We start from the raw sequence: 25,531 nt of genomic DNA, 5'->3' as shown, positions 1-25,531 counted from the left end.
CTGATGAAAAAAAGGGAGAGCTTCATGTCAGAACAGCGCAAGCCCGGCCGCGGCCGCGTATATTCCTCGATCACCGAGACCATCGGCGATACGCCGATCGTGCGCCTCGACAAGCTGGCCAAGGAAAATGGCGTCAAGGCCAACCTTCTGGCCAAGCTCGAATTCTTCAACCCGATTGCCTCCGTCAAGGACCGCATCGGCGTGGCGATGATCGAGGCGCTGGAAGCCCAAGGCAAGATCACCCCCGGCAAGACGACGCTGATCGAGCCGACCTCCGGCAATACCGGCATCGCGCTGGCCTTTGCCGCCGCCGCCAAGGGCTACAAGCTCATCCTCACCATGCCGGAAACCATGTCGGTCGAGCGCCGCAAGATGCTGGCATTGCTCGGTGCCGAACTGGTGCTGACCGAAGGCCCTAAGGGCATGAAGGGCGCCATCGCCAAGGCCGAAGAGCTTGCCGCGACGCTGCCTGACGCGATCATCCCGCAGCAGTTCGAAAACCCGGCCAACCCGGAAATCCACCGCAAGACGACGGCCGAAGAGATCTGGAACGACACTGACGGCGGCGTCGATATCCTCGTGTCCGGCATCGGCACCGGCGGCACGATCACCGGCGTCGGCCAGGTGTTGAAGGCGAAAAAGCCATCGATCAAGGTCATCGCCGTCGAGCCGGCGGAATCGCCGGTGCTGTCCGGCGGTGCGCCCGGTCCGCACAAGATTCAAGGCATCGGTGCCGGTTTCGCACCGGCCATTCTCGATACCAAAATCTATGACGAGATCGTCACCGTTTCAAGCGCCCAGGCGATCGAGACCGCCCGCCACGTGGCGCGCCTTGAGGGCGTCCCGGTTGGCATCTCCTCCGGTGCCGCTCTGAAGGCCGCGATCACGATCGGCCAACGCCCGGAAAATGAAGGCAAGACCATCGTCGTGATCATCCCGTCCTTTGCTGAACGCTATCTGTCGACGGCGCTGTTCGAAGGTCTCGGCGGCTGATTGCAGTCCCAAACAGGTGAATGCTGAAAAGGCCGTCCCCCAAAGGGGCGGCCTTTTCAGTTCAGGGCTACGCGGCCGCCGTTAAACGCTCGCCGGCGATCCGGTAGGAAATCGCTTCGGCGAGATGAATGCGCCCGACCGTCGTCTTCTCATCGAGATCGGCAAGCGTGCGGGCCACCTTCAGGACGCGGTGATAGCCGCGCGCCGAAAACTTCATCTTTTCTGCCGCATCGCGCAGCAATTGCAGCCCGCCAGTGTCGGGTTCGGCCATCTTTTCGATCATCGCTGTCGAGCAGCGGGCATTGGAGAGGATGTGCGGCATGCCAAGGGCGATGAAGCGGTCCATCTGGATGTCGCGGGCACGCGCCACCCGCCGCGCGACGACGCTGCTGGGTTCTGCCGGGGCCGGGCGGATCAGGTCGGCGGCGGTGACGGAGGGCACATCGATGCGGATATCGATCCGGTCCATCAGCGGCCCTGAAATGCGGCCCTGATAATCGGAGACGCAGCGTGGCCCGCGGGCACAGCTATGGCCGGGCTCCCCCGCCATGCCACAACGGCAGGGGTTCATCGCGGCAACCAGCTGGATCGCGGCGGGATAGGTGACGCGGTGATTGGCGCGGGCGATGATGCATTCGGCGGTTTCAAGCGGCTGGCGGAGCGCATCGAGAACTTGCGGCGTGAATTCCGGAAACTCGTCGAGGAAAAGCACACCATTATGCGCCAGCGACGCCTCGCCCGGCTTGGCGCGCAGGCCGCCGCCAATCATTGCCGCCATGGTGGCGGAATGATGCGGTGTGCGGAACGGCCGTCGATCCGACAGCTTGCCGCCGGCCAGCTGCCCGGCAATCGAGTGGATCATCGACACTTCGAGCAGTTCGGTCGGCGACAGCGGCGGCAGGATCGACGGGAGGCGGGCGGCAAGCATCGACTTTCCGGAGCCGGGCGGGCCGACCATCAGCAGATTGTGATTGCCGGCGGCCGCCACTTCCAGCGCCCGCTTGGCGCTTTCCTGGCCCTTGATATCGGCCAGATCCGGCATGTTGGCGGGGCTGGCGCGAACCGCCGGTTCGGGCCGCGACAGAACCTGGGTACCGCGAAAATGATTGGCGAGCGCAATCAGGCTGCGCGGTGCCAGGATGTCGATTTCCGAACCGGCCCAGGCGGCCTCGGCGCCGCTATCGGATGGGCAGATCAGGCCTTTGCCGAGACCATTGGCACCGATGGCGGCGGGAAGTGCACCGGACACGGCTGCGATCGTGCCGTCGAGATTGAGTTCGCCGATCACCACATAGCCATCCAGCGCATCGCCGGGTATGGCGCCGAGTGCTGCCATCAAGCCGAGCGCGATGGGAAGGTCGAAGTGACTGCCTTCCTTGGGAAGATCAGCGGGAGCGAGATTGATGGTGACCTTCTTGGCGGGAAGCGACAGGCCGGATGCGTGCAGTGCAGCCTGGACGCGTTCGCGGCTTTCGGCCACCGCCTTGTCCGGCAGGCCGACGATCTGCATGCCGACTTTGCCCGGTGCAACCATCACCTGAACATCGACGGGCACGCCCTCTATGCCCTGAAATGCAACCGTACTGACACGCGCGACCATGATTGCCCCTCTTGCCGCGAGGCAGGCCAAAAACCCACCGCCACAACCTTCCCCGGTTGTGGTGTAAAATCTTGCACGGATAACGGAATAAAACAAGAACAATTATCGAACATGTTCGATTTTTACAATCGTACCGGTTGTAGGGTGGTTGCATATCGGGAACGGAGCAGAACAACCGCGAACATCCGGGAGATGAAGTCGGGTTGTTTCGGCTGAACCGGGACGAACATCCGCCCCGGTTGGTCAAGATACCGTCAGGCGCGCTTGCGTTCGATCGCGTCCCAGAGCAGGGCGGCGATATCGGCACCGCCGAATTTCTTCACTTCGCGAATGCCTGTGGGAGACGTGACGTTGATCTCGGTCATGACGTCGCCGATCACGTCGATGCCGACGAGCAGGAAGCCGCGTTCGCGCAGAGCCGGGCCGATGCGGGCGCAGATTTCCTTTTCACGCGCCGTCAGTTCGGTCGGCATCGGCGTGCCGCCGGCATGCATGTTGGAGCGGGCGTCGTGTTCGGCAGGCACCCGGTTGATCGCGCCGACCGGCTCGCCGTCGACGAGAATGATGCGCTTGTCGCCCTTGCGCACCGCCGGCAGATATTCCTGGGCGATGAAGGGTTCGCGGAACATCTGGCCGAACATTTCCAGCAGCGACGACATGTTACGGTCGTCCCGGGTCGAATGGAAAACGCCGGCGCCGCCATTGCCGTAAAGCGGCTTCAGGATGATATCGCCCATCTCGGCGCGGAAGCTGGCGATCTCGGCCGGATCGCGGGTGATCAGCGTCTTCGGCATCAGGTCGGGAAATTCGGTGACGAAGATCTTTTCCGGCGAATTGCGCACCCAGGCCGGGTCGTTGACCACAAGCGTCTTCGGGTGGATGCGCTCCAGCAGATGCGTCGAGGTGATATAGGCCATGTCGAAGGGCGGATCCTGGCGCAGGAGCACGACATCCATGGTCGACAGGTCGATGCGCTCGGCATCATCAAGCGTGTAGTGATCGCCCTTGACGTCGCGTAGGGTCATCGGCTCGACGGTGGCAATCACCTTGCCATCACGCAGCGACAGCTGGTTGGGTGTGTAATGGAAGAGCTTGTAGCCGCGCGACTGCGCTTCAAGGCTCATCGCGAACGTGCTGTCGCCAGCGATATTGATGCCCGAGACATGATCCATCTGGATCGCGACATTTACGATTTTCGCCATGAGACATTCCCTGTTGATCGTGGGCATCGTTGAGAGAGCCTGTCTATATCAAATGGCATCCGGGACGCCATACAGATTTCTGCCGTCGTCTGCATCGAACACGCCTTCCCGTTCACGCGGCGGCTTTTTCGCCCGTGGCTTGAAACATCTGCAGGTTCGCCGGGCTCTTGCCTGGCGGAATTGGCCGGGGCACATCGGGTGCCTCAGGTAAGTAATAGTAGGTGACACGCGATGTGCCCCGCTTCAGTGTCTTTTGCCGCGCTTCTCAGGTTCTTCTGCGCTTTCCTTTTTGACGGGAAAGCCTCCAATGCCCCGGCCCGGCCGCTTATCCGCCAGGCCTTTCAATACGGCGGGGTTCAGCCCTGGACCGTCCAAGGACGGTGTGACCACCCGGCACGCCCAGTCCGCTTTCACGAACCGGAGGAGAACCGCCTTTCACGCAGCCCCGGGGATTTTGCGCGCGTTTCGCCAAACCATCCGGGCACCGGCCCCACCTCGCCGGCAACGCAAACCGGTGTATCCGTGGTGGGACGCAAAGAGTATGGCACGGGTTTTGAGGGCGGGGATTTGCGGGGATGATTTTTTTAAGGGGCGATGACGTCAGTGGCGGTAGTGCGCCAACAGCCGGCAATCACCGGAAAAAGCGCAACGGTCAGGCAGCGGGTCCCTAATCGTCAGGGCCTACCGGGTCAACGGTTGCAGCGTATATGTGCCATTTTCCAGGAACGCCACGCAGGTTCGTTTCACCACGTGCCTCGAACGCAACGCCGGACCCAACGACGAGGTCCTTCACCGTCCCCGAGGCCACGACTTCTCCGGCATCGGCGTGAGCTAAAAGGCGCGAGGCAAGGTGGACGGCTATCCCGCCCAGTTCGCCGCCGCGCCTTTCACATTCGCCTGTGTGTAGCGCGGCACGAATACCCAGTCCCAACATCGCCACCCTATCGCGGATTGCGCAAGCGCACCGTATAGCTTGGCTGGGCTGCTGGAATGTGGCGAGAACGCCATCGCCCATTGTCTTTATTTCCTTGCCGTAGTAGCGGGAAAGTCCGGCGCGCACCACTTCGTCGTGGCGGCGCAACAAAGCCTGCCAGCTTTGATCGCCAAGCTCGGCGGCTATGGACGTAGAGCCGACGATGTCGGTAAACAGCACAGTGAGAAGAACGCGTTCAGAGACCGGCTGCGGGCGGATACCGGTGAGGAACTCTTCGATCTCGTCCAGTGTACGATCCACGTCACCAGCCCAGATCACGTGGTCATCGCCCTGCAGTTCCACCCATTTTGCCCCGGGTATACGGTCGGCGAGATAGCGGCCTTCTTCGACCCGCACCCAGCGATCGCCTGTTCTGTGCAAGACGAGCGTCGGAACGTGGATGGCGGTCAATATGCCGCGAACGTCGATCTCGGTATTCCACCGCCAGAGAGACACTGCGTCCTGCGGAGAGGCTGAATTGCGCAGGAAGCCTGCAAACCAATCGCGCGCCTCCCGGTCGCCGACAAGGCTTGGTGCTCCGTTGCTGAGATCGAATGGTCCACCCCAGTCCCGCGCGATAACGACTAGCTCTTCCTCGACCTTCTCACGAGTCTTCCCCCAGGGGTAGTCCTCCGACCAAAGCCCTCTCGCGAAGGCCCCGTGCAGAACAAGTGCGGCGGACCTCTCCGGATAGGTCGCCGCGAACAACATACAAAGGTTGCCGCCCTCGGATGTGCCCATCAGTGCAGCTCGCTGCGAGCCCGCCGCATCCATGACGGCCTGCATGTCTTGCATGCGCTCCTCAAGAGTAGGATAACCGACGTTGCGATCCGAGAGCCCGGTTCCGCGCTTGTCGAAGAGGATCAGCCGGGCGAAAGCACCCAGCCGCTCGAACATGTGCACCACGGGCGGAAATGCCCAGGCGTAGTCAAGATTGGACACCCAGCCTGGGACGTAGATAATATCAAGCGGCCCGTCACCGATCACTTGATAGGCGATGTTCAACTCACCACTTTTTGCATAGCGGGTGCTCGGTCGCATGGCAGAAACATAGCACGATCTACCCACATAGTATCGTGTCTGAATTGAGCGAGCTCCTCAAACTGCCGCCCCATCCAACTGGATACGATCCGGCTGCGATGTCGACGATGCTAACAAGCGGCAAACCCCAACGGCCGCAATGGGCCGAGAGCGGCGGGGATGATTTTTTGGGCAGGCCGCTCAAAGGCGGCGGCTTATACTTTCGACCGATGATAGGAGCCCATAGGATCGGCTCCTATCATCGGTCCTTGGTATGACCGCGATGCGCGGACGGATGGGCCATGTTGAAGCCCGGAATAACGCTTACCGCTCTATGGCGCCTTTTCCGGCGATTATCTTCGGCCGAAATTTCTCAATGCGTGACATTCGCGTTTCGGGCTTCTTGGTGGAGCTGAGATTGATGACGTAGCTTTTCTGCCGCCCCGGTGTCAGGCTCCGAAAGGCTTCTGCAAGTTCAGGATCGGAGTCCAGGGCGTCAACCAGTTCGTCAGGCAGCTCGACGTCGCTCGCCTCTCTTGGCGGCTTGATGCCAGCCTCCGCATATTCCATCGCCTCCGTCAGGTAAGACCGGATGACCGCCCTCATCCTTGCCACTTCCGCACTGTCAACGAAGCGGATCATGTCGGCATGTTGTGTGTTCGGGCCTTGCTTTTGGAGAACGCCGTCGAGGTCTTTCATGAGCGCGGGGTTGAAAAAAGTTAAGCGAAAATCGCCGCGAAAGGCGCCGAAGATGACGATGTTGCGGCCTTTATGCATGTAACACGGGTGCCCCCATTTTACCGTCTCGACCAGTCCCGCATCGACGCAGATTTGGCGCAGGTCGTTCAGGCCTTGCATCCATTGCCGGGTCGAACAGTCCGGTCCGGCAAAGCGCTCGCAGCGTCCGCATCCCTTTGTAAAATAGTCCTCAATTGCCGTGATCATCATGGTCTAAGAATTCTCTCGATTGATTACGTCAGGGGAAAGAAAGGAGCAGTTTGCGCCCGGCTACGCTTTTGATCCACGCCACCTGGCCGCATATGGCAAGGCGAACATGTATAGACCCGTGAACAGCAGCAGGAAGAGCGGTGGTAGCGGCGCGTAAACCAGCCACGGCGGAGGTTCTCCCATCGCCATGGCCGCAAAATTGGCGATGACGGCTACAGTGAACAGGATCGATAGCCATCGGTGAGCTTGGCGAATCCACACGTTCGAACTCATTGAAAACTCCTGTCGTTATTAGTGCTAAGAGCCCTTGGAGACCTTCACTCGGTCCCCGCTAAAACCTGTTCCAGCTTTGCAAGAAACGTGCGCCAGCCCGCTTTGGCGCCGCCATAGGCCAGCTTCTGATCGGGCCGGAACCCCGACTGCTCCATGCGCAGATGGGTCCCTGTTGCGATGGGTGTCAGCGTAAACGTTACGACGCTGTTCAGATCGAAGGCTGGATCGTCATCTTTGAAAATCCAGGTATAGGACAGCGTTCTGTGCGGCTCGACGACGAGCACCTCACAGTCCAGAACGCCACCCCATTCGCCGCGAAGATTAAATCGGTGACCGACTGAAGGATTGAAGTCGTTGTTCATCAGCCACTCGGAGATCAGATGCGGCTGGGTGAGGGCACGCCACAGCTTTTCCGGCGGATGCGCGATCTCGCGCTCGACAATGACGGTGCGTGTTGGAGCCGATGCCGCGCTCATTGATCCATCCTGTTCAGCAAATCTTCGAGCTTGTTGAATCGCCCCTGCCAGAAGCCCGTCATCTGGTCCGTCCACTCGGTCAAAGGCGCAAGGGCATCGAGTTGGGCGCTGTATTGGGTTTGGCGGCCTTCGTGGCGGTCGCTGACCAGTCCGGCCCCTTTGAGGATGGCCAGATGCTTCGATACTCCCGGCTGCGAAATGCCAGCCCGGGCCGTCAGTGCTGCGACAGTCTGATCACCGTCGCGGCACAGCCCCTCGAAGATGGCGCGCCGCGTCGGGTCGGCAAGCGCTTTAAAAAGCGTGGCTTGATCTGGCATGACAATCCATAACTCGTTGGCTATCTGTCAGAATCAATAGCCAAAGAGTTATGGGTTCGTCAAGTGCTTTTTCAAGAAGAGAGAAGATGACCGCTGTTAGCGCTCACCCGGCAGCCATCTCCAGCGTCTGCGCCGTGTCGCGCCTGCTGGCGGAAACGTCGAACGGTTGCGCCAGGCGTTTGCCGGTATCGGCATCGAAGAAATGCAGCCGCTCCGGCGCGATGGTCAGCGCCATCGTTTCACCGATCTCGATCTCGGGCGAAAGCGATGCGGTCAGCTTCTTGCCGTCGATGGTGCCGTGAACGAGGCGCTGGGCGCCCAGTTCCTCGACGTACTCGACCTTCAGTGTCAGCGCCTGTTCATCGGCTGACGCAATCCGCAGGTCTTCGGCGCGGATACCGACGGTGATCGGGCCGGGAAAGGCCGGAGCGCGGCCGAGATCGAGCACCTGCGAACCGAAATGCAGCTGGTTGCCGTCGCGGGTGCCGCGCAGCAGGTTCATCGCTGGCGAGCCGATAAAACTGGCGACGAAGGTCGAGGCAGGGGTGTGGTAGACATCGAGCGGCCGGCCGATCTGCTCGATCTGGCCGCCGTTGAGGACGACGAGGCGGTCGGCCAGCGTCATGGCTTCCAGCTGGTCGTGGGTGACGTAGAGCGAGGTTGTGCCGAGACGTTTTTGCAGTTGCTTGATCTCGCCGCGCATCGAGACGCGCAGCTTGGCATCGAGGTTGGACAGCGGCTCGTCGAACAGGAAGGCAGCGGGCTTGCGGACGATGGCGCGGCCCATGGCGACACGTTGGCGCTGGCCACCCGACAAGGCACGCGGCTTGCGGGTCAAGTACTGCTCGATCTCCAGCATGCGGGCGGCCTCCGCCACGCGCGCCTCGATCTCGGCCTTTGGCGTGCCGCGGTTTTTGAGGCCGTAGGCCAGGTTGTTGTAGACGGTCATATGCGGATAGAGCGCATAGTTCTGGAACACCATGGCGATATCGCGCTCGGCCGGTTCGACATCGTTGATGACGCGGTCGCCGATCTCAACGGTGCCCTTCGAGATTGCCTCGAGGCCCGCCACCATGCGCAACAGCGTGGACTTGCCGCAGCCGGAAGGGCCGACCAGCACGATGAATTCGCCGTCGGCGATGTCGATGGAGACGGATTTTACCGCCTCGACGCCGCCTGCGTAGATCTTCGAAACATTGGTGATGTTGATCGCTGCCATGGTGGCGTTCCTCTACTTGTCGCTTTCGGTGAGGCCTTTGATGAACCAGCGCTGGAAGATCATGACGATCATCACAGGCGGCACCATGGCAAGGATCGCCAGGGCAAAGGCCTCGTTGTAATCGGGAATGTTGGAGCCGACCCAGACCAGCAGGATCTGCTTGATGCCGCGCACCAGCGTGAAGAAGCTCTCGTCGGTGGTCATCAGCGTCGGCCAGAGATACTGGTTCCAGCCATAGACGAACATGATGATGAAGATCGCCGCGATCATCGTCTTGGAGAGCGGCACGATCACGTCGATGAAGAACTTGAAGGGTCCGGCACCATCGATGCGGGCGGCTTCAAGCAATTCGTCCGGGATCGATTTGAAGAACTGGCGGAAATAGAAGGTGCCGGTGGCCGACGCCAGAAGCGGCACGATCAACCCGGTATAGGTATTGGTCAGCTTCAGCGTGTTCATCACCTCGTAGGACGGCAGGATGCGCACTTCGAGCGGCAGGAGCAGCGTCGTGAAGATCATCCAGAAGGTGATGGTGGCAAAGCGGAAGCGGAAATAGACCAGCGCATAGGCCGCCAGCATCGACAGGATGATCTTGCCCGCGGCAAAGCCGATGCCGAGGATCAGCGAGTTCATCATCATCCTGAGACCGGTGATCTTGCCGGTAAAGCCGCCCTGTTTCGTCAGCACGGTGGTGTAGGTATCGATGAAATGGCCACCGGGCAGGATCTGCAACCCGTTGCGGTGGATATCGGCGGCCTCGTGGCTGGAGGTCATCAGGGCGACGAGCAATGGCCCGACCATGAAGAAGACGCCCATCATCAGGATGACATGGTCGAAAAGTTTCGTGCGATGCATGATCTCGCCTCCGCTCAATTATAGTGGACGCGCCGCTCGATGAAGCGGAACTGGAAGATGGTGAGCACGAAGACGATGATCATCAGAATGACCGATTGGGCCGAGGAGCCGCCGAGATCATTGCCGCGGAAGCCGTCCATATAGACCTTGTAGACCAGCGTGATCGGGTTGTTGGCGGCCTTGTCCTTCACCATCACGTCGATCACGCCGAACGTGTCGAACAGGGCATAGGTGGTGTTGATGATCAGAAGGAAGAAGGCGGTCGGGGCCAGCAGCGGCAGGATGACGGTCCAGAAGCGGCGGAAACCGGAGCGGCAGTCCATCAGTGCCGCCTCGCGAACCGAGACCGGAATGCCCTGCAGGCCGGACAGGAAGAAGATGAAATTGTAGGGGATCTGCTTCCAGACCGAGACGACGATCATCGCGAAAGCAGTGTCGTTGTAGTTGAGCCCGACTTTCAGATCCCAGCCGAAGAAGGCGGCAAACCGCACCAGCGGACCGATATGCTGGTCGAACATCATCATGCCCATCAGGCCGGCAACCGGCGGGGCAATGGCGTAGACCCAGATCAAGAGCGTCTTGTAGGTGGCGTTGCCGCGAATGACGCCGTCAGCCTTGACGGCGAGCAAAAGGCCGATCGCCAGCGAAAAGAAGGTGACGAGGGCGGTGAACACGGCGGTGAAGCGGGCGATGCCCAGATATTCGCCGGATTTCAGCACGTCGGTATAATTGGCCATGCCGACGAAGGTGGAGCCGAAGCCGAACGGGTCCTCAAGGTAGAAGGACGAATGAATCGCCTGCACCGAGGGCCAGTAGAAGAACACGAAGATGATCCCCATCTGCGGGGCGAGGAAGAGATAGGGCAGTAACCGCGAGTTGAACTGCACGCGCTTGGCGTCCGTCTCTTCCGGCGGCTTGCCGGCGGATTTGTTCAGGCCAAACATGCGCCAAAACCCACCGGGGGCGGGCGTAGCGAGTGTTCCGGACATTGCCTGGGATGTGGGCGTGTTCGTCATGAACGGGCTTTCAAAATGATCGTGCGAGGGACTTCCCTCTTCTCCCCAGCGGGGAGAAGTGCCGAGTGAAGCGAGGCGATGAGGGGGCGGAGCGGCATACTCTGAACGCGCCGAAACACCCCCTCATCCGGCCTTCGGCCACCTTCTCCCCGAGGGGAGAAGAGGACCGGACGATATCAACCAGCCGTCTTTGCGAAACGGGCGAGAAGTTCGTTGCCTTCCTTCTCGATCGTGTCGAAGGCGTCCTTGACGGAGACTTCGCCAGCGAAGATGCGGCCGTATTCGCGTTCCATGATTTCGCGGATCTGCGGGTAGAAGCCGAGGCGATAGCCCTTCGACCATTCACCAGCCGGCAGCATCAGCTGCTTGATGCCGATTTCGGCAGCCGGCTTCTCGTTGTAGTAGCCTTCCTTCTTGGCAAGCTCGTAGGCTGCCTTGGTGATGGCGACGTAACCGGTGGCCTGGTGGTAGAACTTCTGGATTTCCGGCGAGGTCAGGAACTGGAAGAAGTCGGCGACGCACTTGTTTTCTGCTTCCGGCTTGCCGGCCATGGCAAACAGCGCAGCACCACCGATGAAGGACGAGGTGCCGGCGCCCTTGATCGAACCCCAGTACGGCAGGAAGGTTGCGGAGAACGGCATCTGGGCCGTTTTCTGCAGGCCGCCGAACGAACCCGACGAACCGATCCAGAGAGCAGCCTTGTTTTCTTCGAACATCTTCTGGTTATCGTTCCAGCCGGCGCCGTAGAAGCCGAAATAGCCTTCGTCCTTCCAAGCCTTCAGCTTGTCGAACATCATGATGAGGTTCGGGTCGGTGACCTTCAGCGTCGTATCGGTGACGCTGTCATAGCCGTTGTTGTTGGTGGCGAACTGGATGTTGTTGCGCGAGAAGAAGTTCTCGGTGAACTGCCAGGTCAGCTGCGACTGGACGAGCGGAATGAAACCGGCAGCCTTCAGCTTCGGAGCAGCGGCCTCGAATTCTTCCCAGGTCTTCGGGGCTTCGACGCCGGCCTTCTTCAGGGCTTCGTCGTTTATATACATGATCGGCGCCGACGAGTTGAACGGCATGCCGACGAACTTGCCGTCGCTATCGGCGTAGAAGTAGCGAACGCCATCGATGAAGGCATCGCGGTCGAACTTGTAGCCGGCGTTGTTGATCAGGTCTTCAGCCGGGATGACGGCGCCCTTGGCATTGATGATCGTTGCCGCACCAGCATCGAAAACCTGCAGGATGTTCGGCTGTTCGCCCGAACGGAAAGCGGCGATGCCGGAAGCCAGCGCTTCTTCATAGGTACCCTTGGAAACCGGGGTCAGCGCGCAGGCGGTCTGCGACGCGTTGAACTTGGTGGCGATCTCGTTGATGACTTCGCCGTTGCGGCCGGCCATGCCGTGCCACCAACTGATATTGGTCGCGGCAAACGAGGAGGTGGCGGAGAAAACCAGCGCGAGGCCGGTCATCGTGAATTTCCTGATCATTGTCGTTCCTTTCACCAGGTTTAGGGTGAGGAACCGGCTAAAGCCCTTTCATGACGTCCGCATAACGTTTTTGTGTCGGAACGATTACAACTGTGCACAGCTGTTCAAAAAGCATCGGGAAGATGGACCGGCCACCGCCACGGCATGACGGAGATTATATCGTAGCGGATTGAAAGCTCCGCGGAATCCCTTTGTTTGGTGAGCCAGAGGTCGCTTGCAGCGCGGATGCGGCGCTGTGCAAAATCGGAAACGGCATACACAGAATCTTCAAGCGTACGGCGGGCTTTTACCTCGACGCAGGCGATCAGATTGCCCTTGCGTGCAATGATGTCGATTTCCCCGAGCTTCGTCCGGTAGCGGAATGCGACGATGCGGTAGCCCTTGAGAAGGAGACAAAGGGCCGCGCGATATTCCGCAAGCGACCCGCGCCGCAGCGCCTTTCGTCTTTTCTGGTCCGGCGGCTCAGGTTTCATCCCGGTCTTTGAGCTCCAGCAGCCGGTCGTAGAGATCCTTGCGGTTGAGGCCGGTCTGTTTCGCCGCCTCGGTCGCTGCCTTGCCGGTCGACATGTCCTTGACGAGTTTCAAGAGGATCGCATCGACATCGTCAGCCTCCGGAGCCGCCGGCGCATCGGGCGGGCCGATGACCAGCACGATCTCGCCCTTGACGGTGGCGCCCTCGTCATAGAACGCCTTGAGCTCGGCCAGCGTGCCCCGGCGGAATTCCTCGAATGTTTTTGTCAGCTCGCGGCAGACCGATGCGCGCCGTTCACCGCCGAGCACATCATGGGCCGCAACGATGGCGGCCGCGATCCGGTGCGGGGACTCAAAAAACATCAGTGTTGCGGGAATATTGGCAAGCTCGGCAAACCGGTCGCGTCGCGCCTTGTCCTTGGAGGGCAGGAAGCCGGCGAAAAGGAAGGCGTCGTTCGGCAGGCCGGAGCCAACGAGAGCTGCCAAGGGCGCCGAAGCCCCGGGGATCGGCACGACCCGATGCCCGGCCTCGATGGCGATCTGGCCGAGCCGGTAGCCGGGATCGGAAACCAGCGGGGTGCCGGCATCGGAGACGAGGGCGACGGATTTGCCCTGGTCAAGTGCGGCCAGGAGCTTCGGGCCAACCTCGTTGGCATTGTATTCGTGATAGGCATAGGGCCGGTTGACGATGCCGTAGCGGTCAAGCAGCACACGGGTGACGCGGGTATCCTCGCAGGCCAGTACATCGGCCCCGGCCAGTGTTTCCAGGGCACGCAGGGTGATATCGGAGAGATTGCCGATCGGCGTTGCGACCAGATAGAGCGCCGGTTCCAGCGGCCGTGCGGGCACCGCGACATTGTGCAGCCGGTAGCTTTTCTGCCGCTCGTTCGTCCGCGTTTCGCCCGATGCCTGCTTTTCCAAAACGGTCTGCCTTCATGCCTTTGCCCGCCGTTGAGCCGGCGCCCGGTCTTTATGGGTGAGCGGCCGCACTTCGGCAAGAGCAGCGGATTTGCGGCAATGCAAACATTACTGGGGCTCAACCACCGTTACCCCTTGCTTTTGACGGCTTGTTTCTGCCATTTTGCCCGTCCACATCTTCCCCGTCTGAAAGCGGGCACTTCAAAAGTTCAAGCCGGGAGGCGCGGCCCGCCCGGCGATGGTTGAAAGCGGTAGCATCTCATGCGCATTACTCTCGAGCGGTCCAATCTCCTGAAGTCGCTGAACCACGTTCACCGCGTGGTCGAGCGTCGCAATACCATTCCAATCCTCTCGAACGTGCTTTTGCGCTCCGACGGCGCCAGCCTTGAAATGAAGGCAACCGACCTCGACCTCGAAATCACCGAGGCAACCCCGGCACAGGTGGAAACGCCCGGTGCAACGACGGTGCCCGCACACCTGCTCTACGATATCGTTCGCAAGCTGCCCGATGGATCCGAAGTGGCGCTCGCCACCAATGCGGAGGGTACGGCCATGACCGTCCAGTCCGGCCGCTCGAAGTTTTCGCTGCAATGCCTGCCGCAATCTGACTTCCCGGACCTGACCGCCGGCGCCTTCACCCACACCTTCCGCATGAAGGCCACGGACCTGAAGATGCTGATCGATCGCACCCAGTTTGCGATCTCGACGGAAGAGACCCGCTATTATCTGAACGGCATTTACATCCACACGATCGAAAGCAAGGGGCAGCTGAAGCTGCGCGCCGTCGCCACCGATGGTCACCGTCTCGCCCGCGCCGACCTTGAAGCCCCGTCGGGCTCGGAAGGCATGCCGGGCATCATCATCCCGCGCAAGACCGTCAGCGAATTGCAGAAGCTGGTCGATAACCCGGATGTCGTCGTCACCGTTGAAGTGTCGGATGCCAAGATCCGCCTGACGATCGGCTCGATCATCATGACCTCGAAGCTGATCGATGGTACGTTCCCGGACTACCAGCGTGTCATCCCGGCCAACAACGACAAGGAGCTGAAGATCGACTGCCAGTCCTTTGCGCAGGCCGTTGACCGTGTTTCGACGATTTCCTCGGAGCGTGGCCGCGCCGTCAAGCTGGCGCTGTCGGACGGACAGCTGACGCTCACCGTCAACAATCCGGATTCGGGCAGTGCGACGGAAGAACTCGCCGTCGGTTACGACAGCGACCCGCTGGAGATCGGCTTCAACGCCAAGTACCTGCTTGATATCACTGCCCAGCTTTCCGGCACCGATGCCGTCTTCATGCTGGCGGATGCCGGCTCGCCGACGCTGGTGCGCGACATGGCGGGCGATGATGCTCTCTATGTTCTGATGCCGATGCGGGTTTAGGCCCGGCAGGAATTTTGAGATGGAAAACGGCCGGACCTGATCCGGCCGTTTTCGTATGCGCTTATCAACAGCGAGGTGGGATTTCCCGGTTGTTGGTAGTCTACTATAATGACGCGAAATGACTTGTTTTTGTCGCACGGGGCAACACATAATCATTTCGGAGTTGGAGACGCAACGTTTGCACCGGCAGGCATGAAGCCTGTTTGAGACGCAGACGAGGTTTTGCTGGAGATACGCATGAATTTTCGTCTGAAAGAGCGCTTTGGCAAGAAATTCGATGAGGAAATCCGTTTCTTCAAAGGCTGGCGAAGCAATATGAAGGCTGTCGGCTCGATCGTGCCGACATCCGGAATAACCGCCCGGCGGATGGCCAGCGTCGTCAATCCGCACTCCGGTCTTCCCGTTCTCGAGCTTGGACCCGGCACCGGCGTCATCACCAAGGCGATCCTGCACAAGGGCGTTCAGCCGGAAAACCTGGTGTCGGTCGAATTTTCCACCGATTTCTTCCAGCACTTGGTCAAGACCTATCCGGCTGTCGATTTCATCAATGGCGACGCCTTCGATCTCGACAAAACGCTCGGCACACGCCGCGACCAGCAGTTCGACAGTGTCGTTTCCGCCGTGCCGCTCTTGAACTTCCCGATGCATATGCGTGTCTCGCTGATCGATGATCTGCTGTCGCGCATCCCGGTCGGCCGCCCGGTGATCCAGATTTCCTACGGCCCACTCTCGCCGGTCGTCGCCATGCCGGATCGCTACCAGATTTCCCATTATGATTTTGTTGTCCGTAACATCCCGCCAGCGCAGCTGTGGGTTTACCGCAAGACGCATTGAGGCCTGTTGATGTTCGCAGTTTATATTACGCATCCGCAAATCCGCCTTGAACCGGATGTGCCGGTTCCACGCTGGGGACTGTCGGAGATCGGCATCGCGCGGGCGGAAAAGGCGGCGCAGTGCAATTGGGCGCAGCAGCTCTCCCGTTTTCTTTCCAGCGATGAGACCAAGGCCCTGGAAACGGCAGCAATCATGGCACGGGCAAGCGGCGCCGAAGTCGAGGTCCTGGAACATTCCGGTGAAAACGACCGCTCGGCCACTGGCTTTCTCATACCCGAAGAATTCGAAAAGGCTGCCAATTGGTTCTTCGCCAACCCAGAACAGAGTTTCCATGGCTGGGAGCGGGCAATTGATGCCCAGAAGCGCATTGTAACTGCCGTCACGTCCGTCCTTGACCGGCATGATCCGGCCCAGCCGATTGCCTTCGTCGGACATGGCGGCGTCGGCACTCTGTTGAAATGTCACCTGGCCGGACTGCCGATTTCACGCACCCACGACCAGTTGCCAGGCGGTGGCTGCCTCTACGCATTTTCCCTTGCAGACCGTTCCCTTGCATGCGACTGGACCGCCATGGAGCTCTGGCAAGGATGGCAAAAATGACTGTGACTGCACGTGACCGGATGATTGTGGGGCTTGATATCCCAACCATCGGCGAGGCCGAGACAATCGTCAAATCACTTGGCGATGACGTGCTGTTCTACAAGATCGGCTACCAGCTGGCCTTCGCCGGCGGCCTGGAATTCGCCCGCGATCTCGCCGCCGACGGCAAGAAGATCTTCCTCGACATGAAGCTGCTCGATATCGACAACACGGTTGCAAAGGGCGTCGAGAACATCGCCAAGATGGGCATGTCGATGCTGACGCTGCATGCCTACCCGAAGGCGATGCGGGCAGCCGTGGAAGCCGCACGTGGCTCTGATCTCTGCCTGCTGGGCGTTACCGTGCTCACTTCCATGGATGAGCAGGACGTTATCGACGCCGGTTATCAATATGATCCCCATGCGCTGGTCCTGCGTCGTGCCGAACAGGCCCGCGCCGCCGGCATGGGCGGCATCGTCTGCTCGGCCGAGGAATCCTCTGCGGTCCGCAAGATCGTCGGTCCGGACATGGCCATCGTCACCCCCGGTATTCGCCCGGCCGGCAGCGACAAGGGCGACCAGAAGCGCGTGATGACACCGGCCGATGCCTTGCGCGCCGGCTCAAGCCATCTCGTCGTCGCCCGCCCGATCGTCAAAGCCGCCGATCCGCACGCTGCGGCCTTGGCTATCCTCGATGAAATGACCGGCGCACTCTAGGCAATCGCCCTGCTACGCGTGCTGCACATGCCACCCCGGACATATCTTCCCTCGGCTTGACCAAACCGGCGATTTGACGGAAGAAATCGAGGCGACAATTCGCAGCAAGCGGAGAGATTGAGGAGATTGCCATGGCCAAGGGCTACTGGATTGCACGGGTCGATGTTCGCGATGCCGAGCGTTACAAGGATTACGTTACTGCCGCCAAGCCGGCGTTCGAGAAATACGGTGCGAATTTCCTGGCGCGTGGTGGCGCTTTCCAGCGTCTGGAGGGCGATGTTCGCGCCCGCAACGTGGTGATCGAATTCCCGTCTCTGCAAGCGGCAATCGATTGCTACAATTCTCCCGAATACCAGATCGCCGCTGCCATCCGCCAGGAAGTCGCCGCCGCTGAAATGGTCGTTGTCGAGGGCGTCTGACGCCCGTCTGCAACTGCGGCGTAAAGCGGCAGAAAAGCCTTGGCGATAAGCCTTCCCGTTGCCCGATGATTGGGCTATGTAGCTCATATACGCCATACTGCAGATCAGGAGTGCCTGTGCCATGACTTTGTCCAATCTCCCGCCGCTCGTCACTGTTTTCGGCGGGTCCGGATTTGTCGGCCGGCATGTCGTGCGGGCCTTGGCCAAGCGCGGCTTTCGCATTCGCGTCGCTGTTCGCCGCCCGGATCTCGCTGGTTTCCTGCAGCCTCTGGGCAATGTCGGCCAGATTTCCTTCGTTCAGGCCAACCTGCGTTACCGCAAATCGGTCGATGCGGCGGTGCAGGGTTCCGATCACGTCGTCAACTGTGTCGGCATCCTGTTCGAGGCTGGACGCAACACCTTCGATTCTGTCCAGGATTTTGGCGCCCGCGCCGTGGCCGAGGCTGCGCGCGGTGCCGGCGCGACATTGACGCATGTGTCCGCCATCGGTGCCAATGCCAATGCTGAATCGCTGTATGCCCGCAGCAAGGGCCGTGCGGAAAAGGCGATCCTCGAGACCGTCCCGGACGCGGTGATCCTGCGGCCATCGATCGTCTTCGGACCTGAGGACGGCTTCTTCAACAAATTTGCTGAAATGGCACGCTTCTCGCCGGTGCTGCCGCTGGTCGGCGGCGGCAATACGGCGTTCCAGCCGGTCTATGTTACCGACGTTGCCGAAGCCGTTGCCAAATCCGTCGAGGGCAAGGTTGCCAAGGGCCGGATTTATGAGATCGGCGGTCCGGATGTTTTGACATTCAAGAACTGTCTCGAAATCCTCATGAAGACCATCGATCGCAAGCGCACCCTGCTGCCGATCCCCTTCGGCATCGCGTCGATGATCGGTTCCGTCGCGTCGATGGTGCCGTTCATCGCGCCGCCGCTCACCGTCGATCAGGTCACGCTGCTGAAGAGCGACAATATCGTGTCGGCGAAGGCGCAGACCGAGGGACGCACTCTCCAGGCGTTCGGCATCGAGCCGACCTCGGTCGAGGCTGTGCTGCCTTCCTACGTGGTCCGCTATCGCCCGCAGGGACAGTATACCCGGTCCGGCAGCGCTGCCTGATCACGCTGCACGCAGTTTGAAAATGTGTTGTTAGAGAAACCGCCGGTACCCACCGGCGGTTTCTTTTTGACCGTTGCAGAATAAAACGTTGCAGTTCTGCCTCACTTAAAAAAGCGATTGGTCTTTACCGTCGATTCAACATGTATCGATATTGATAACGACAGTTCCAGCACATACACAGCAGCCGCGCCGCATCGTTCACCCAAGGAATGACCGGGGCAGTCACATCACCTTGAGAGGCACATTTTTTATGGGCAAGTCGATCGCGATTTTCTTTGCGTGCGCGGCACTTATTATCCTGGCTGGATCCTTCGCTGCGCCGAAGACGGTCGCCAGCAATCATAGCGGTTGCGCGCCGGCCTATGGCGTCGATCCTTGCACGACGGCGTCGATCGGTACGCTCGCCGCAGAATAAGAATTTCCGCCTTCTGATGAAGGCGGCACGGACTATGGCGGGGGCCAGGGGCCGCATGCATCCTCTTCAATGAGGTGCATGCGGTTTTTTATTGGGCTTAGCCCAGCAGCCAAAGACCGATGAGGCCGGCCGTGCCGACCAGGATGCGCCAGATGGCAAAGGGTGCAAAGCCCCGGTTCGAGACGAAATTCAGAAGCGACCGCACCACCAGCAGCGCGGAGACGAAGGCGGCGATGAAGCCGACGGCAATCAGCGTCACGTCGTCGAAGTTAAGCGCATCCCGGTTCTTGTAGAGATCCAGCGTGAACGCGCCGAGCATGGTCGGCATCGCCAGGAAGAACGAGAATTCGGCTGCGGAACGCTTGTCGGTTCCCATCAGAAGGGCGCCCGCAATCGTCGCGCCGGAGCGCGAGGTGCCGGGGATCATCGCCAGGCACTGGAAAAGTCCGATTTTGAACGCCAGCGAGGGTGGATAATCCATGACATCGCGATATATCGGCTTCAAAGGCATGCGGTCGATCGCATAGAGAATGACGCCGCCGATGATCAGGACGATGCAGATCAGCATCGGCGTTTCGAACAAAACGGTCTTGATGAAGTCATGCGCAATGGCGCCGATCACGGCAGCCGGCAGGAAGGCGAGCAGGACCGACAGGACGAACCGCCGGGCGTTCGCGCTTGAGGGCAGGGCAAGGGCGATGGAGAGCAGCCGCTGGAAATAGACCAGCAGGATGGCGAGGATCGCACCGAGCTGGATAAGCACGGCAAAGGTATTGCCGGGGGACTTGAAGCCAAGGAAATGCCCGGCGAGCAGGACATGAGCGGTGGACGATACCGGAATGAATTCGGTCAGGCCTTCGATAAGGCCAAGGATAAGCGCACTGATGATCGATTGATCGGCCATGAATTAAGCTTCCCTGAAGCATTGGAGGTTAGGCTCTGGGGCCAACGAAGGGCATTGGCTGATTCGCTTGTGTTTGCGGCAGCAAGTTTCTATAGCTTTTTCTAACACACGGTGGCCAGACGAAACCGCCACGACACACCCGTCCCCTCCCATCGAACTGACGAAATCCGATAGCTTATGCCGACACTTTATCACCACCCGATGTCCACATCCTCCCGGTTCGTCCGCCTGATCCTGTCGGAATACGGCTATCAGACGGAATTGGCGGAGGAGCAGCCCTGGGAGAAGCGGCGGGATTTCCTGACGCTCAATCCGGCGGGCACATTGCCGGTTTATGTCGATGACAGCATGCGGGCGCTCTGTGGCGCGATGGTCATTTCCGAATATGTCGACGAAACCCATGGCGTGCTGAAGCGCGATCGCCGGCTTCTGGCGGAAGACCCTTTCCAGCGCGCCGAAATCCGCCGGCTGGTCGAATGGTTCCTGCAAAAGATGGAAGCCGACGTGACGCGGCCACTGGTACGGGAACGTATCTTCAAGCTGCAGATGACGCCTGATCAAGGCGGCGGCGCGCCGGACTCGAAAATGCTGCGCACATCGCGCTCCAATATCCGCCAGCACCTGAAATATCTGGGATGGCTTGCGGGTTCGCGTACTTATCTGGCCGGCGACCGGCTGTCCTATGCCGACCTTGCCGCTGCGGCCGCCATCTCGGTGCTGGATTATCTCGGTGAAATCGACTGGTCGGAAGCCCCGGCCGTTAAGGACTGGTACCAGCGTCTCAAGTCGCGGCCGTCCTTCCGCCCGCTGCTGGCCGAGCGTGTCCGCGGGGTTACGCCCGTTTCCCATTACGCCGACCTCGATTTTTAAGGAGCGGTCCCGTGCCCGGCAATGCGCTCCTTGAGGAGAAGCATGACAAGAGGCGCCGGACGCTTACCAGCTTCCTGAAGGACGAGGCCCGCGGCAAGGGTTTCGACGTCTGCCGGGTGACGCTTCCCGATTCCATTCCGCAGGCACCGGAGCGGCTCGCCGATTTCCTCGCCGAAGGCTATCACGGCACGATGGACTGGATGGCCGAAACGGCCGACCGCCGGGCCGATCCCCGCGTGCTCTGGAGCGATGTGCGTTCCGTCGTGCTGTTCGGCATGAACTACGGGCCGGACGAAGACCCGCGCTACATCCTCGACAAGCTGGACCTCGGCGCCATCTCCGTCTATGCCCGAAACCGTGATTACCACGATGTGATCAAGGGCAAGCTGAAAGAGGTGGCGACGCGTTTTGCCGCAAGGGCAGGCGAGGACGTCAAGGTGTTCGTCGATACAGCGCCGGTGATGGAGAAGCCCCTGGCCGAACAGGCGGGTCTCGGATGGCAGGGCAAGCACACCAATCTCGTCAGCCGCGAATTCGGCTCCTGGCTGTTTCTCGGCAGTCTGTTCACCACCGCCGATCTTTCGATCGATACGCCGGAGCGGGATCATTGCGGCTCCTGCCGCGCCTGTCTCGACGCCTGTCCGACCGATGCATTTCCGGCACCCTACCGGATCGATGCGCGCCGCTGCATTTCCTATCTGACGATCGAACATAAAGGCCCAATCGATCCCACTATTCGCCCAAAGATCGGCAACCGTATCTATGGTTGCGACGATTGTCTGGCCGCCTGTCCCTGGAACAAGTTTGCGGCTGCGGCCTCCGAGATGAAGCTGAAGGCACGCGGAGATCTGAGAGAGCCGCCGCTGTCGTTTCTGCTGACGCTCGATGATCCGACGTTTCGCACGTTCTTTTCCGGCTCTCCGGTCAAGCGCATCGGCCGCGACCGGTTTGTCCGCAACTGTCTGATCGCCGCCGGAAATTCCGGTGAGACCAGCCTGATCGATCTCTGTCTCACCCTGTCAGCCGACCCATCGGCGACGGTGCGAGGCATGGCGGTCTGGGCGCTGTCGCGGTTGATGGCGGCTGGCGATTTCTCCAGTGTTGCGGCAAGACGGCAAGACGAGACCGATCTCGAGGTCATCGCTGAATGGAAACTGGCAGGAGTGGTCTGATGCATGTTTTGATCTTGGGTGCCGGTTTTTCCGGCTCGGCGATTGCCAAGGCGTTTTTGCCGCTGGCGCAATCGGTCACGGGGACGACACGCTCTGAAGACAAGCTTGCCGGCCTGCGCGCTTTGGGCATCGATGCGCTTGTCTATGACGGCACGACGATCTCGCCGGAACTGGCCGCCGTCATGAAACGAACGACGCATCTCATCCAGTCGATTGCGCCGGGCCGTGATGGCGATCCGATGATGCGGCCCGGCGCACCGTCTCTTGCCGAGCTGATGCCTAATCTGGAATGGGCGGGTTATCTTTCGACCGTTGGCGTCTATGGCGACCATGGCGGCGCCTGGGTGACTGAGGATGCCTCTCTGGAACCCGTTTCCGCCCGTTCCGTCGAGCGGGTCGCGGCCGAGCAGGCATGGCTGGCTTGCGGCCAGGCCAACAACATCCCCGTCGCGGTGCTGCGGCTCTCCGGCATCTATGGCCCCGGCCGCAACGCATTCTGCAATCTTGCCGCTGGAACCGCGCGCCGCCTGATAAAGCCCAATCAGGTCTTCAACCGTATCCGGGTCGAGGATATTGCCGGCGCTGCCATCTTTCTCTCCGGCCGCTCGATCGGCGGTATCTTCAATGTCACCGACCACGAACCGGCACCGCCGCAGGATATCGTGGCCGAGGCCGCCCGCCTGATGGGCGTCGCGCCGCCTCCCGAAATGTCCTTCGAAACTGCCGAACTCTCGCCGATGGCGCGGTCGTTCTATGGAGAGAACAAGCGCGTTTCTAATACACGGTTGCGTGATCTCGGCTTCGTCTTCCGGTTCCCAGACTATCGGATTTCGCTAGCGGAATTATGGAGTAACGGTCACTGGCGCGGATGATCTTTCAAGTAAAAGGCGGTCTGGATAGTCTATGTTTTGTTTCCGATAGAACCGGGTGAATTGTGGCCGAATATCGTCATGGTGATGGCCATTTGGTCTATGGCAATGACAAGAATATCCTCGTGGTACTGCCAAAATTACACACCTATGACGGGAATCAGAGATTCTCTAGCTTCGAAATTGGCTGGATTCGGCCAATTTCAAAAAATTGAATCCTTTTTCTTGAGGCTATGGAGGCTCACGAGGATGTGAGTTGGCTCCGGCAGGCTAACGCCTGAATCCAAAGCATTTCCGCAGCTTTATGACAGAATTTCAAAATTTCGTAATTTGAATTTTTCGTAGATCGTCAATAGTTCCTAATGCAACGTTAAAGGTTGAAGCACGTTTTCGCCATTTTTCCCCCTGAAAACACAAGCCTTCATTCGTAAGACTTAACTAATTTTCAAGCGTAGGGGTCATCTGTTTGATCAAGATGAAAATAACGTCTGCTGCTTTAGCAGCAGCTTTTGCCTTGGGGGCAACTTTTACAGCGGTGACACCAAGCCAGGGAGCACCTGGCCAGGCAAAGGCAACTCCGGCCAAGGCTGGCAATTGCGGCGGCGCATCCTGGTACGCTCTGACATCGCGCACGGCGTCCGGTGAGCGGATGAATGCCAGCTATCTCACGGCTGCTCACCGCAATCTAAGGTTCGGCACCAAGGTTGCCGTCACAAACAAGCGCAACGGCAAGACTGTCGTCGTTCGCATCAATGATCGTGGCCCCTTCATTCGCGGCCGTGTGATTGATCTCTCCAAGGCTGCCGCTTCCCATATTGGCATGGTCAGCTCCGGCACTGCCAGCATCTGTTATCGCGTCGTCAGCTAACGACATAACACCCCTGTCCGGGATTTGTTCCGGATGGATTTGATAGGGTTCCAACGGAAAGGCGCAGCCTTCTGGGCTAGACCCACAGCCTCCCATCTGGTCAGCATTTGTCATACGCCAGCGCCTCCCGGCTTGCTCTTGACGGCCATCACCGCTACCACGGCGGAAAATGGAGTTTGAAAGATGCGACTGGGTGGCAGGCTCGCCGGAGCCATTGAGGTTCTCGCCGATATCGAAACGCGCAAGCGTCCCGTTGCCGATGCCCTCAAAGATTGGGGGTTGGCACACCGTTTCGCCGGATCCGGCGATCGTGCTGCGATCGGCAATATCGTCTATGACGCGCTGCGGATGAAACTCTCCCATGCCTATCTGATGGACAGCGACAGCGCCACGGCGCTGGGCCACGCGGTCATGTTCCGCCAGTGGGGCGTTTCGCCCGAACAGCTGGCTGGCGAGTTGGAAGGCGACAAGTTCGCGCCTGAGCCCCTGACAGCCGAGATGGTTGCCGCCTTTGCCGGCCGGAAGCTCGACGATGCGCCGCTGCATGTGCAGGGCGACATTCCGGAATGGGTCCAGCCGTCGTTTGAAGAAAACTTCGATGAAGACTGGCTTGAAGAAGCACAGGCTTTGGCCGGCCGTCCGGCCCTCGACCTGCGGGTCAACACATTGAAGGCAACACGCGACAAGGTGTTGAAGGCGCTGGATCGCAGCGCGGTCGAGCCGACTGCCATTGCCCGCAACGGCATCCGCGTCAAGGCGGGCGAGGGCGCATCGCGCCTTCCCAACGTCACCGCCGAAATCTCCTTCGAGAAGGGCTGGTTCGAGGTTCAGGACGAGGGCTCGCAGATCGTCGCCGATCTCGTCATGCCGAAGGAAAACGACCAGATCCTCGACTATTGCGCCGGCGGTGGCGGCAAGACCTTGGCCATGGCAGCCGCCATGAACAACAAGGGCCAGATCCACGCCTACGACACCGACCGCAAGCGTCTGGCCCCGATCATCGAGCGTCTGAAGCGCGCCGGCACCCGCAACGTGCAAGTCCATGACCGGCTGGACGGCCTGATGCCGTTTACCGGCAAGTTCGATCGCGTTCTCGTTGATGCGCCGTGCACCGGCACCGGCACCTGGCGCCGCCGTCCGGATACTAAGTGGCGGCTGACGCAGAAGAACCTTGAAGAGCGGCTGGGCCAGCAGCAGGAAGCGCTTGGCGGTGCCGCCTCCTTCGTGCGTCCCGGCGGTCATCTGATCTACGTTACCTGTTCGGTACTGCCGGAGGAAAACGAGGCGCAGGTCTATGCGTTCTGTGAGGACAATCCCGAGTTTGAAATCCTGTCTGCTGCCGACGCCTGGGCCGATCTCTACGGCACCGACAAGAGGCAGCCCTGGTCTGCAGATATGAAGACCGTGACACTGACGCCCGCATCCACGGATACCGATGGTTTCTTCTTCTGTGTGATGGGCCGCAAGAGCTGAGCCCTGATTGAGGCTCCAGATGGGCTCGTCGCAGCATGCGGCGAGCGTTTCTGCCGCAGTCCACATTGAAAACATTCTAAACTATACACTTTGACACAAGTTTGCTTTTGGTTCATGAAAACCGGGCTGAAAAGCGACGCCCTTATCTCGGGCCGCGCGGCTTGCGCGACCGGA

General features: G+C 60.1%; 27 protein-coding genes. 13 read left to right on the top strand and 14 right to left on the bottom strand.

Going from position 1 to position 25,531, the window contains the following annotated elements; translation table 11 throughout:
* Positions 1 to 24: 24 nt before the first annotated feature.
* The gene (gene cysK, locus ACP7E0_RS10290) at positions 25 to 993 is read left to right on the top strand and encodes a cysteine synthase A (RefSeq protein ID WP_426124715.1); all 969 of its coding nucleotides are present in this window, start codon (positions 25 to 27) and stop codon (positions 991 to 993) included.
* Between the two features lie 67 nt (positions 994 to 1,060).
* Here cysK and ACP7E0_RS10285 read toward each other — a convergent pair whose 3' ends face one another.
* From ACP7E0_RS10285 to rsmI, 13 genes are all read right to left on the bottom strand, one after another.
* Positions 1,061 to 2,593: a YifB family Mg chelatase-like AAA ATPase gene (locus ACP7E0_RS10285; RefSeq protein ID WP_426124714.1), complete on the bottom strand. Its 1,533-nt coding sequence runs from the start codon at positions 2,591 to 2,593 to the stop codon at positions 1,061 to 1,063.
* 254 nt (positions 2,594 to 2,847) lie between these two features.
* Positions 2,848 to 3,795, bottom strand: coding sequence for a glutathione synthase (gene gshB / locus ACP7E0_RS10280; protein WP_426124713.1), 948 nt, complete (start codon positions 3,793 to 3,795; stop codon positions 2,848 to 2,850).
* 667 nt (positions 3,796 to 4,462) lie between these two features.
* Positions 4,463 to 5,773, bottom strand: coding sequence for an adenylate/guanylate cyclase domain-containing protein (locus tag ACP7E0_RS10275; protein ID WP_426124711.1), 1,311 nt, complete (start codon positions 5,771 to 5,773; stop codon positions 4,463 to 4,465).
* 339 nt (positions 5,774 to 6,112) lie between these two features.
* On the bottom strand, positions 6,113 to 6,733 hold the full coding sequence (locus ACP7E0_RS10270) for a YdeI/OmpD-associated family protein (protein ID WP_426124943.1): 621 nt from the start codon (positions 6,731 to 6,733) through the stop codon (positions 6,113 to 6,115).
* 63 nt (positions 6,734 to 6,796) lie between these two features.
* Positions 6,797 to 7,009 carry a hypothetical protein gene (locus ACP7E0_RS10265; RefSeq protein WP_426124710.1) on the bottom strand — a complete coding sequence of 71 codons (213 nt, stop codon included), beginning with the start codon at positions 7,007 to 7,009 and terminating at the stop codon, positions 6,797 to 6,799.
* Between the two features lie 44 nt (positions 7,010 to 7,053).
* Positions 7,054 to 7,485, bottom strand: coding sequence for an SRPBCC family protein (locus ACP7E0_RS10260; protein WP_426124709.1), 432 nt, complete (start codon positions 7,483 to 7,485; stop codon positions 7,054 to 7,056).
* Positions 7,482 to 7,802, bottom strand: coding sequence for an ArsR/SmtB family transcription factor (locus ACP7E0_RS10255; protein ID WP_426124707.1), 321 nt, complete (start codon positions 7,800 to 7,802; stop codon positions 7,482 to 7,484). The genes ACP7E0_RS10260 and ACP7E0_RS10255 overlap by 4 nt, the downstream gene beginning before the upstream one ends.
* Positions 7,803 to 7,905: 103 nt before the next feature.
* The gene (locus ACP7E0_RS10250; protein WP_426124706.1) at positions 7,906 to 9,021 is read right to left on the bottom strand and encodes a sn-glycerol-3-phosphate import ATP-binding protein UgpC; all 1,116 of its coding nucleotides are present in this window, start codon (positions 9,019 to 9,021) and stop codon (positions 7,906 to 7,908) included.
* A gap of 12 nt (positions 9,022 to 9,033) precedes the next feature.
* On the bottom strand, positions 9,034 to 9,876 hold the full coding sequence (ugpE, locus tag ACP7E0_RS10245; protein ID WP_113246747.1) for a sn-glycerol-3-phosphate ABC transporter permease UgpE: 843 nt from the start codon (positions 9,874 to 9,876) through the stop codon (positions 9,034 to 9,036).
* Positions 9,877 to 9,890: 14 nt separating this feature from the next.
* Positions 9,891 to 10,820, bottom strand: coding sequence for an ABC transporter permease subunit (locus ACP7E0_RS10240; RefSeq protein WP_426124941.1), 930 nt, complete (start codon positions 10,818 to 10,820; stop codon positions 9,891 to 9,893).
* Between the two features lie 248 nt (positions 10,821 to 11,068).
* Positions 11,069 to 12,367, bottom strand: a complete 1,299-nt coding sequence (locus tag ACP7E0_RS10235; RefSeq protein ID WP_426124704.1) for an extracellular solute-binding protein — start codon at positions 12,365 to 12,367, stop codon at positions 11,069 to 11,071.
* A gap of 104 nt (positions 12,368 to 12,471) precedes the next feature.
* Entirely contained in the window at positions 12,472 to 12,840 is a 369-nt protein-coding gene (locus tag ACP7E0_RS10230) for a YraN family protein (protein WP_426124703.1), read from the bottom strand.
* A complete protein-coding gene (gene rsmI, locus ACP7E0_RS10225) occupies positions 12,830 to 13,759 on the bottom strand; it encodes a 16S rRNA (cytidine(1402)-2'-O)-methyltransferase (RefSeq protein ID WP_426124702.1) in 930 nt (309 codons plus the stop codon). The genes ACP7E0_RS10230 and rsmI overlap by 11 nt, the downstream gene beginning before the upstream one ends.
* A gap of 258 nt (positions 13,760 to 14,017) precedes the next feature.
* Here rsmI and dnaN point away from each other — a divergent pair, with 258 nt between their 5' ends.
* The 7 genes from dnaN to ACP7E0_RS10190 all read left to right on the top strand — a co-directional run bounded on the left by dnaN (position 14,018) and on the right by ACP7E0_RS10190 (position 19,201).
* Positions 14,018 to 15,136 carry a DNA polymerase III subunit beta gene (gene dnaN / locus ACP7E0_RS10220; protein WP_037157387.1) on the top strand — a complete coding sequence of 373 codons (1,119 nt, stop codon included), beginning with the start codon at positions 14,018 to 14,020 and terminating at the stop codon, positions 15,134 to 15,136.
* Positions 15,137 to 15,373: 237 nt separating this feature from the next.
* The gene (gene pmtA, locus ACP7E0_RS10215; protein ID WP_426124701.1) at positions 15,374 to 15,970 is read left to right on the top strand and encodes a phospholipid N-methyltransferase PmtA; all 597 of its coding nucleotides are present in this window, start codon (positions 15,374 to 15,376) and stop codon (positions 15,968 to 15,970) included.
* A gap of 9 nt (positions 15,971 to 15,979) precedes the next feature.
* On the top strand, positions 15,980 to 16,570 hold the full coding sequence (locus ACP7E0_RS10210) for a histidine phosphatase family protein (RefSeq protein ID WP_426124700.1): 591 nt from the start codon (positions 15,980 to 15,982) through the stop codon (positions 16,568 to 16,570).
* A 2-nt stretch (positions 16,571 to 16,572) separates the two neighbouring features.
* A complete protein-coding gene (pyrF, locus tag ACP7E0_RS10205; RefSeq protein ID WP_426124940.1) occupies positions 16,573 to 17,265 on the top strand; it encodes an orotidine-5'-phosphate decarboxylase in 693 nt (230 codons plus the stop codon).
* 131 nt (positions 17,266 to 17,396) lie between these two features.
* On the top strand, positions 17,397 to 17,684 hold the full coding sequence (locus tag ACP7E0_RS10200) for a DUF1330 domain-containing protein (protein WP_426124699.1): 288 nt from the start codon (positions 17,397 to 17,399) through the stop codon (positions 17,682 to 17,684).
* 121 nt (positions 17,685 to 17,805) lie between these two features.
* Positions 17,806 to 18,786 carry a complex I NDUFA9 subunit family protein gene (locus tag ACP7E0_RS10195; RefSeq protein WP_426124697.1) on the top strand — a complete coding sequence of 327 codons (981 nt, stop codon included), beginning with the start codon at positions 17,806 to 17,808 and terminating at the stop codon, positions 18,784 to 18,786.
* Between the two features lie 250 nt (positions 18,787 to 19,036).
* Positions 19,037 to 19,201: a hypothetical protein gene (locus ACP7E0_RS10190; RefSeq protein WP_112834648.1), complete on the top strand. Its 165-nt coding sequence runs from the start codon at positions 19,037 to 19,039 to the stop codon at positions 19,199 to 19,201.
* Between the two features lie 97 nt (positions 19,202 to 19,298).
* On the opposite strand, the gene ACP7E0_RS10185 is transcribed toward ACP7E0_RS10190, so the two are convergent.
* Positions 19,299 to 20,105: an undecaprenyl-diphosphate phosphatase gene (locus tag ACP7E0_RS10185; protein WP_426124696.1), complete on the bottom strand. Its 807-nt coding sequence runs from the start codon at positions 20,103 to 20,105 to the stop codon at positions 19,299 to 19,301.
* Positions 20,106 to 20,282: 177 nt separating this feature from the next.
* On the opposite strand from ACP7E0_RS10185, the gene ACP7E0_RS10180 reads away from it, so the two are divergent.
* From ACP7E0_RS10180 to ACP7E0_RS10160, 5 genes are all read left to right on the top strand, one after another.
* A complete protein-coding gene (locus ACP7E0_RS10180) occupies positions 20,283 to 20,975 on the top strand; it encodes a glutathione S-transferase family protein (RefSeq protein ID WP_113313921.1) in 693 nt (230 codons plus the stop codon).
* Between the two features lie 11 nt (positions 20,976 to 20,986).
* Positions 20,987 to 22,147 (top strand): tRNA epoxyqueuosine(34) reductase QueG, encoded by a 1,161-nt coding sequence (gene queG / locus ACP7E0_RS10175; protein WP_426124694.1) that lies wholly within the window; start codon positions 20,987 to 20,989, stop codon positions 22,145 to 22,147.
* On the top strand, positions 22,147 to 23,019 hold the full coding sequence (locus ACP7E0_RS10170; RefSeq protein ID WP_426124693.1) for an SDR family oxidoreductase: 873 nt from the start codon (positions 22,147 to 22,149) through the stop codon (positions 23,017 to 23,019). The genes queG and ACP7E0_RS10170 overlap by 1 nt, the downstream gene beginning before the upstream one ends.
* Positions 23,020 to 23,491: 472 nt before the next feature.
* Complete coding sequence (locus ACP7E0_RS10165) at positions 23,492 to 23,884, top strand: septal ring lytic transglycosylase RlpA family protein (protein ID WP_426124939.1); 393 nt, start codon at positions 23,492 to 23,494, stop codon at positions 23,882 to 23,884.
* Between the two features lie 183 nt (positions 23,885 to 24,067).
* Positions 24,068 to 25,357, top strand: a complete 1,290-nt coding sequence (locus ACP7E0_RS10160) for an RsmB/NOP family class I SAM-dependent RNA methyltransferase (RefSeq protein ID WP_426124692.1) — start codon at positions 24,068 to 24,070, stop codon at positions 25,355 to 25,357.
* Positions 25,358 to 25,531 lie beyond the last annotated feature (174 nt).

The sequence above is a fragment of the Pararhizobium sp. PWRC1-1 genome (genome assembly GCF_049897905.1).
Lineage (GTDB): Bacteria > Pseudomonadota > Alphaproteobacteria > Rhizobiales > Rhizobiaceae > Pararhizobium.
This window is presented reverse-complemented; position numbering and strand designations above follow the sequence as displayed.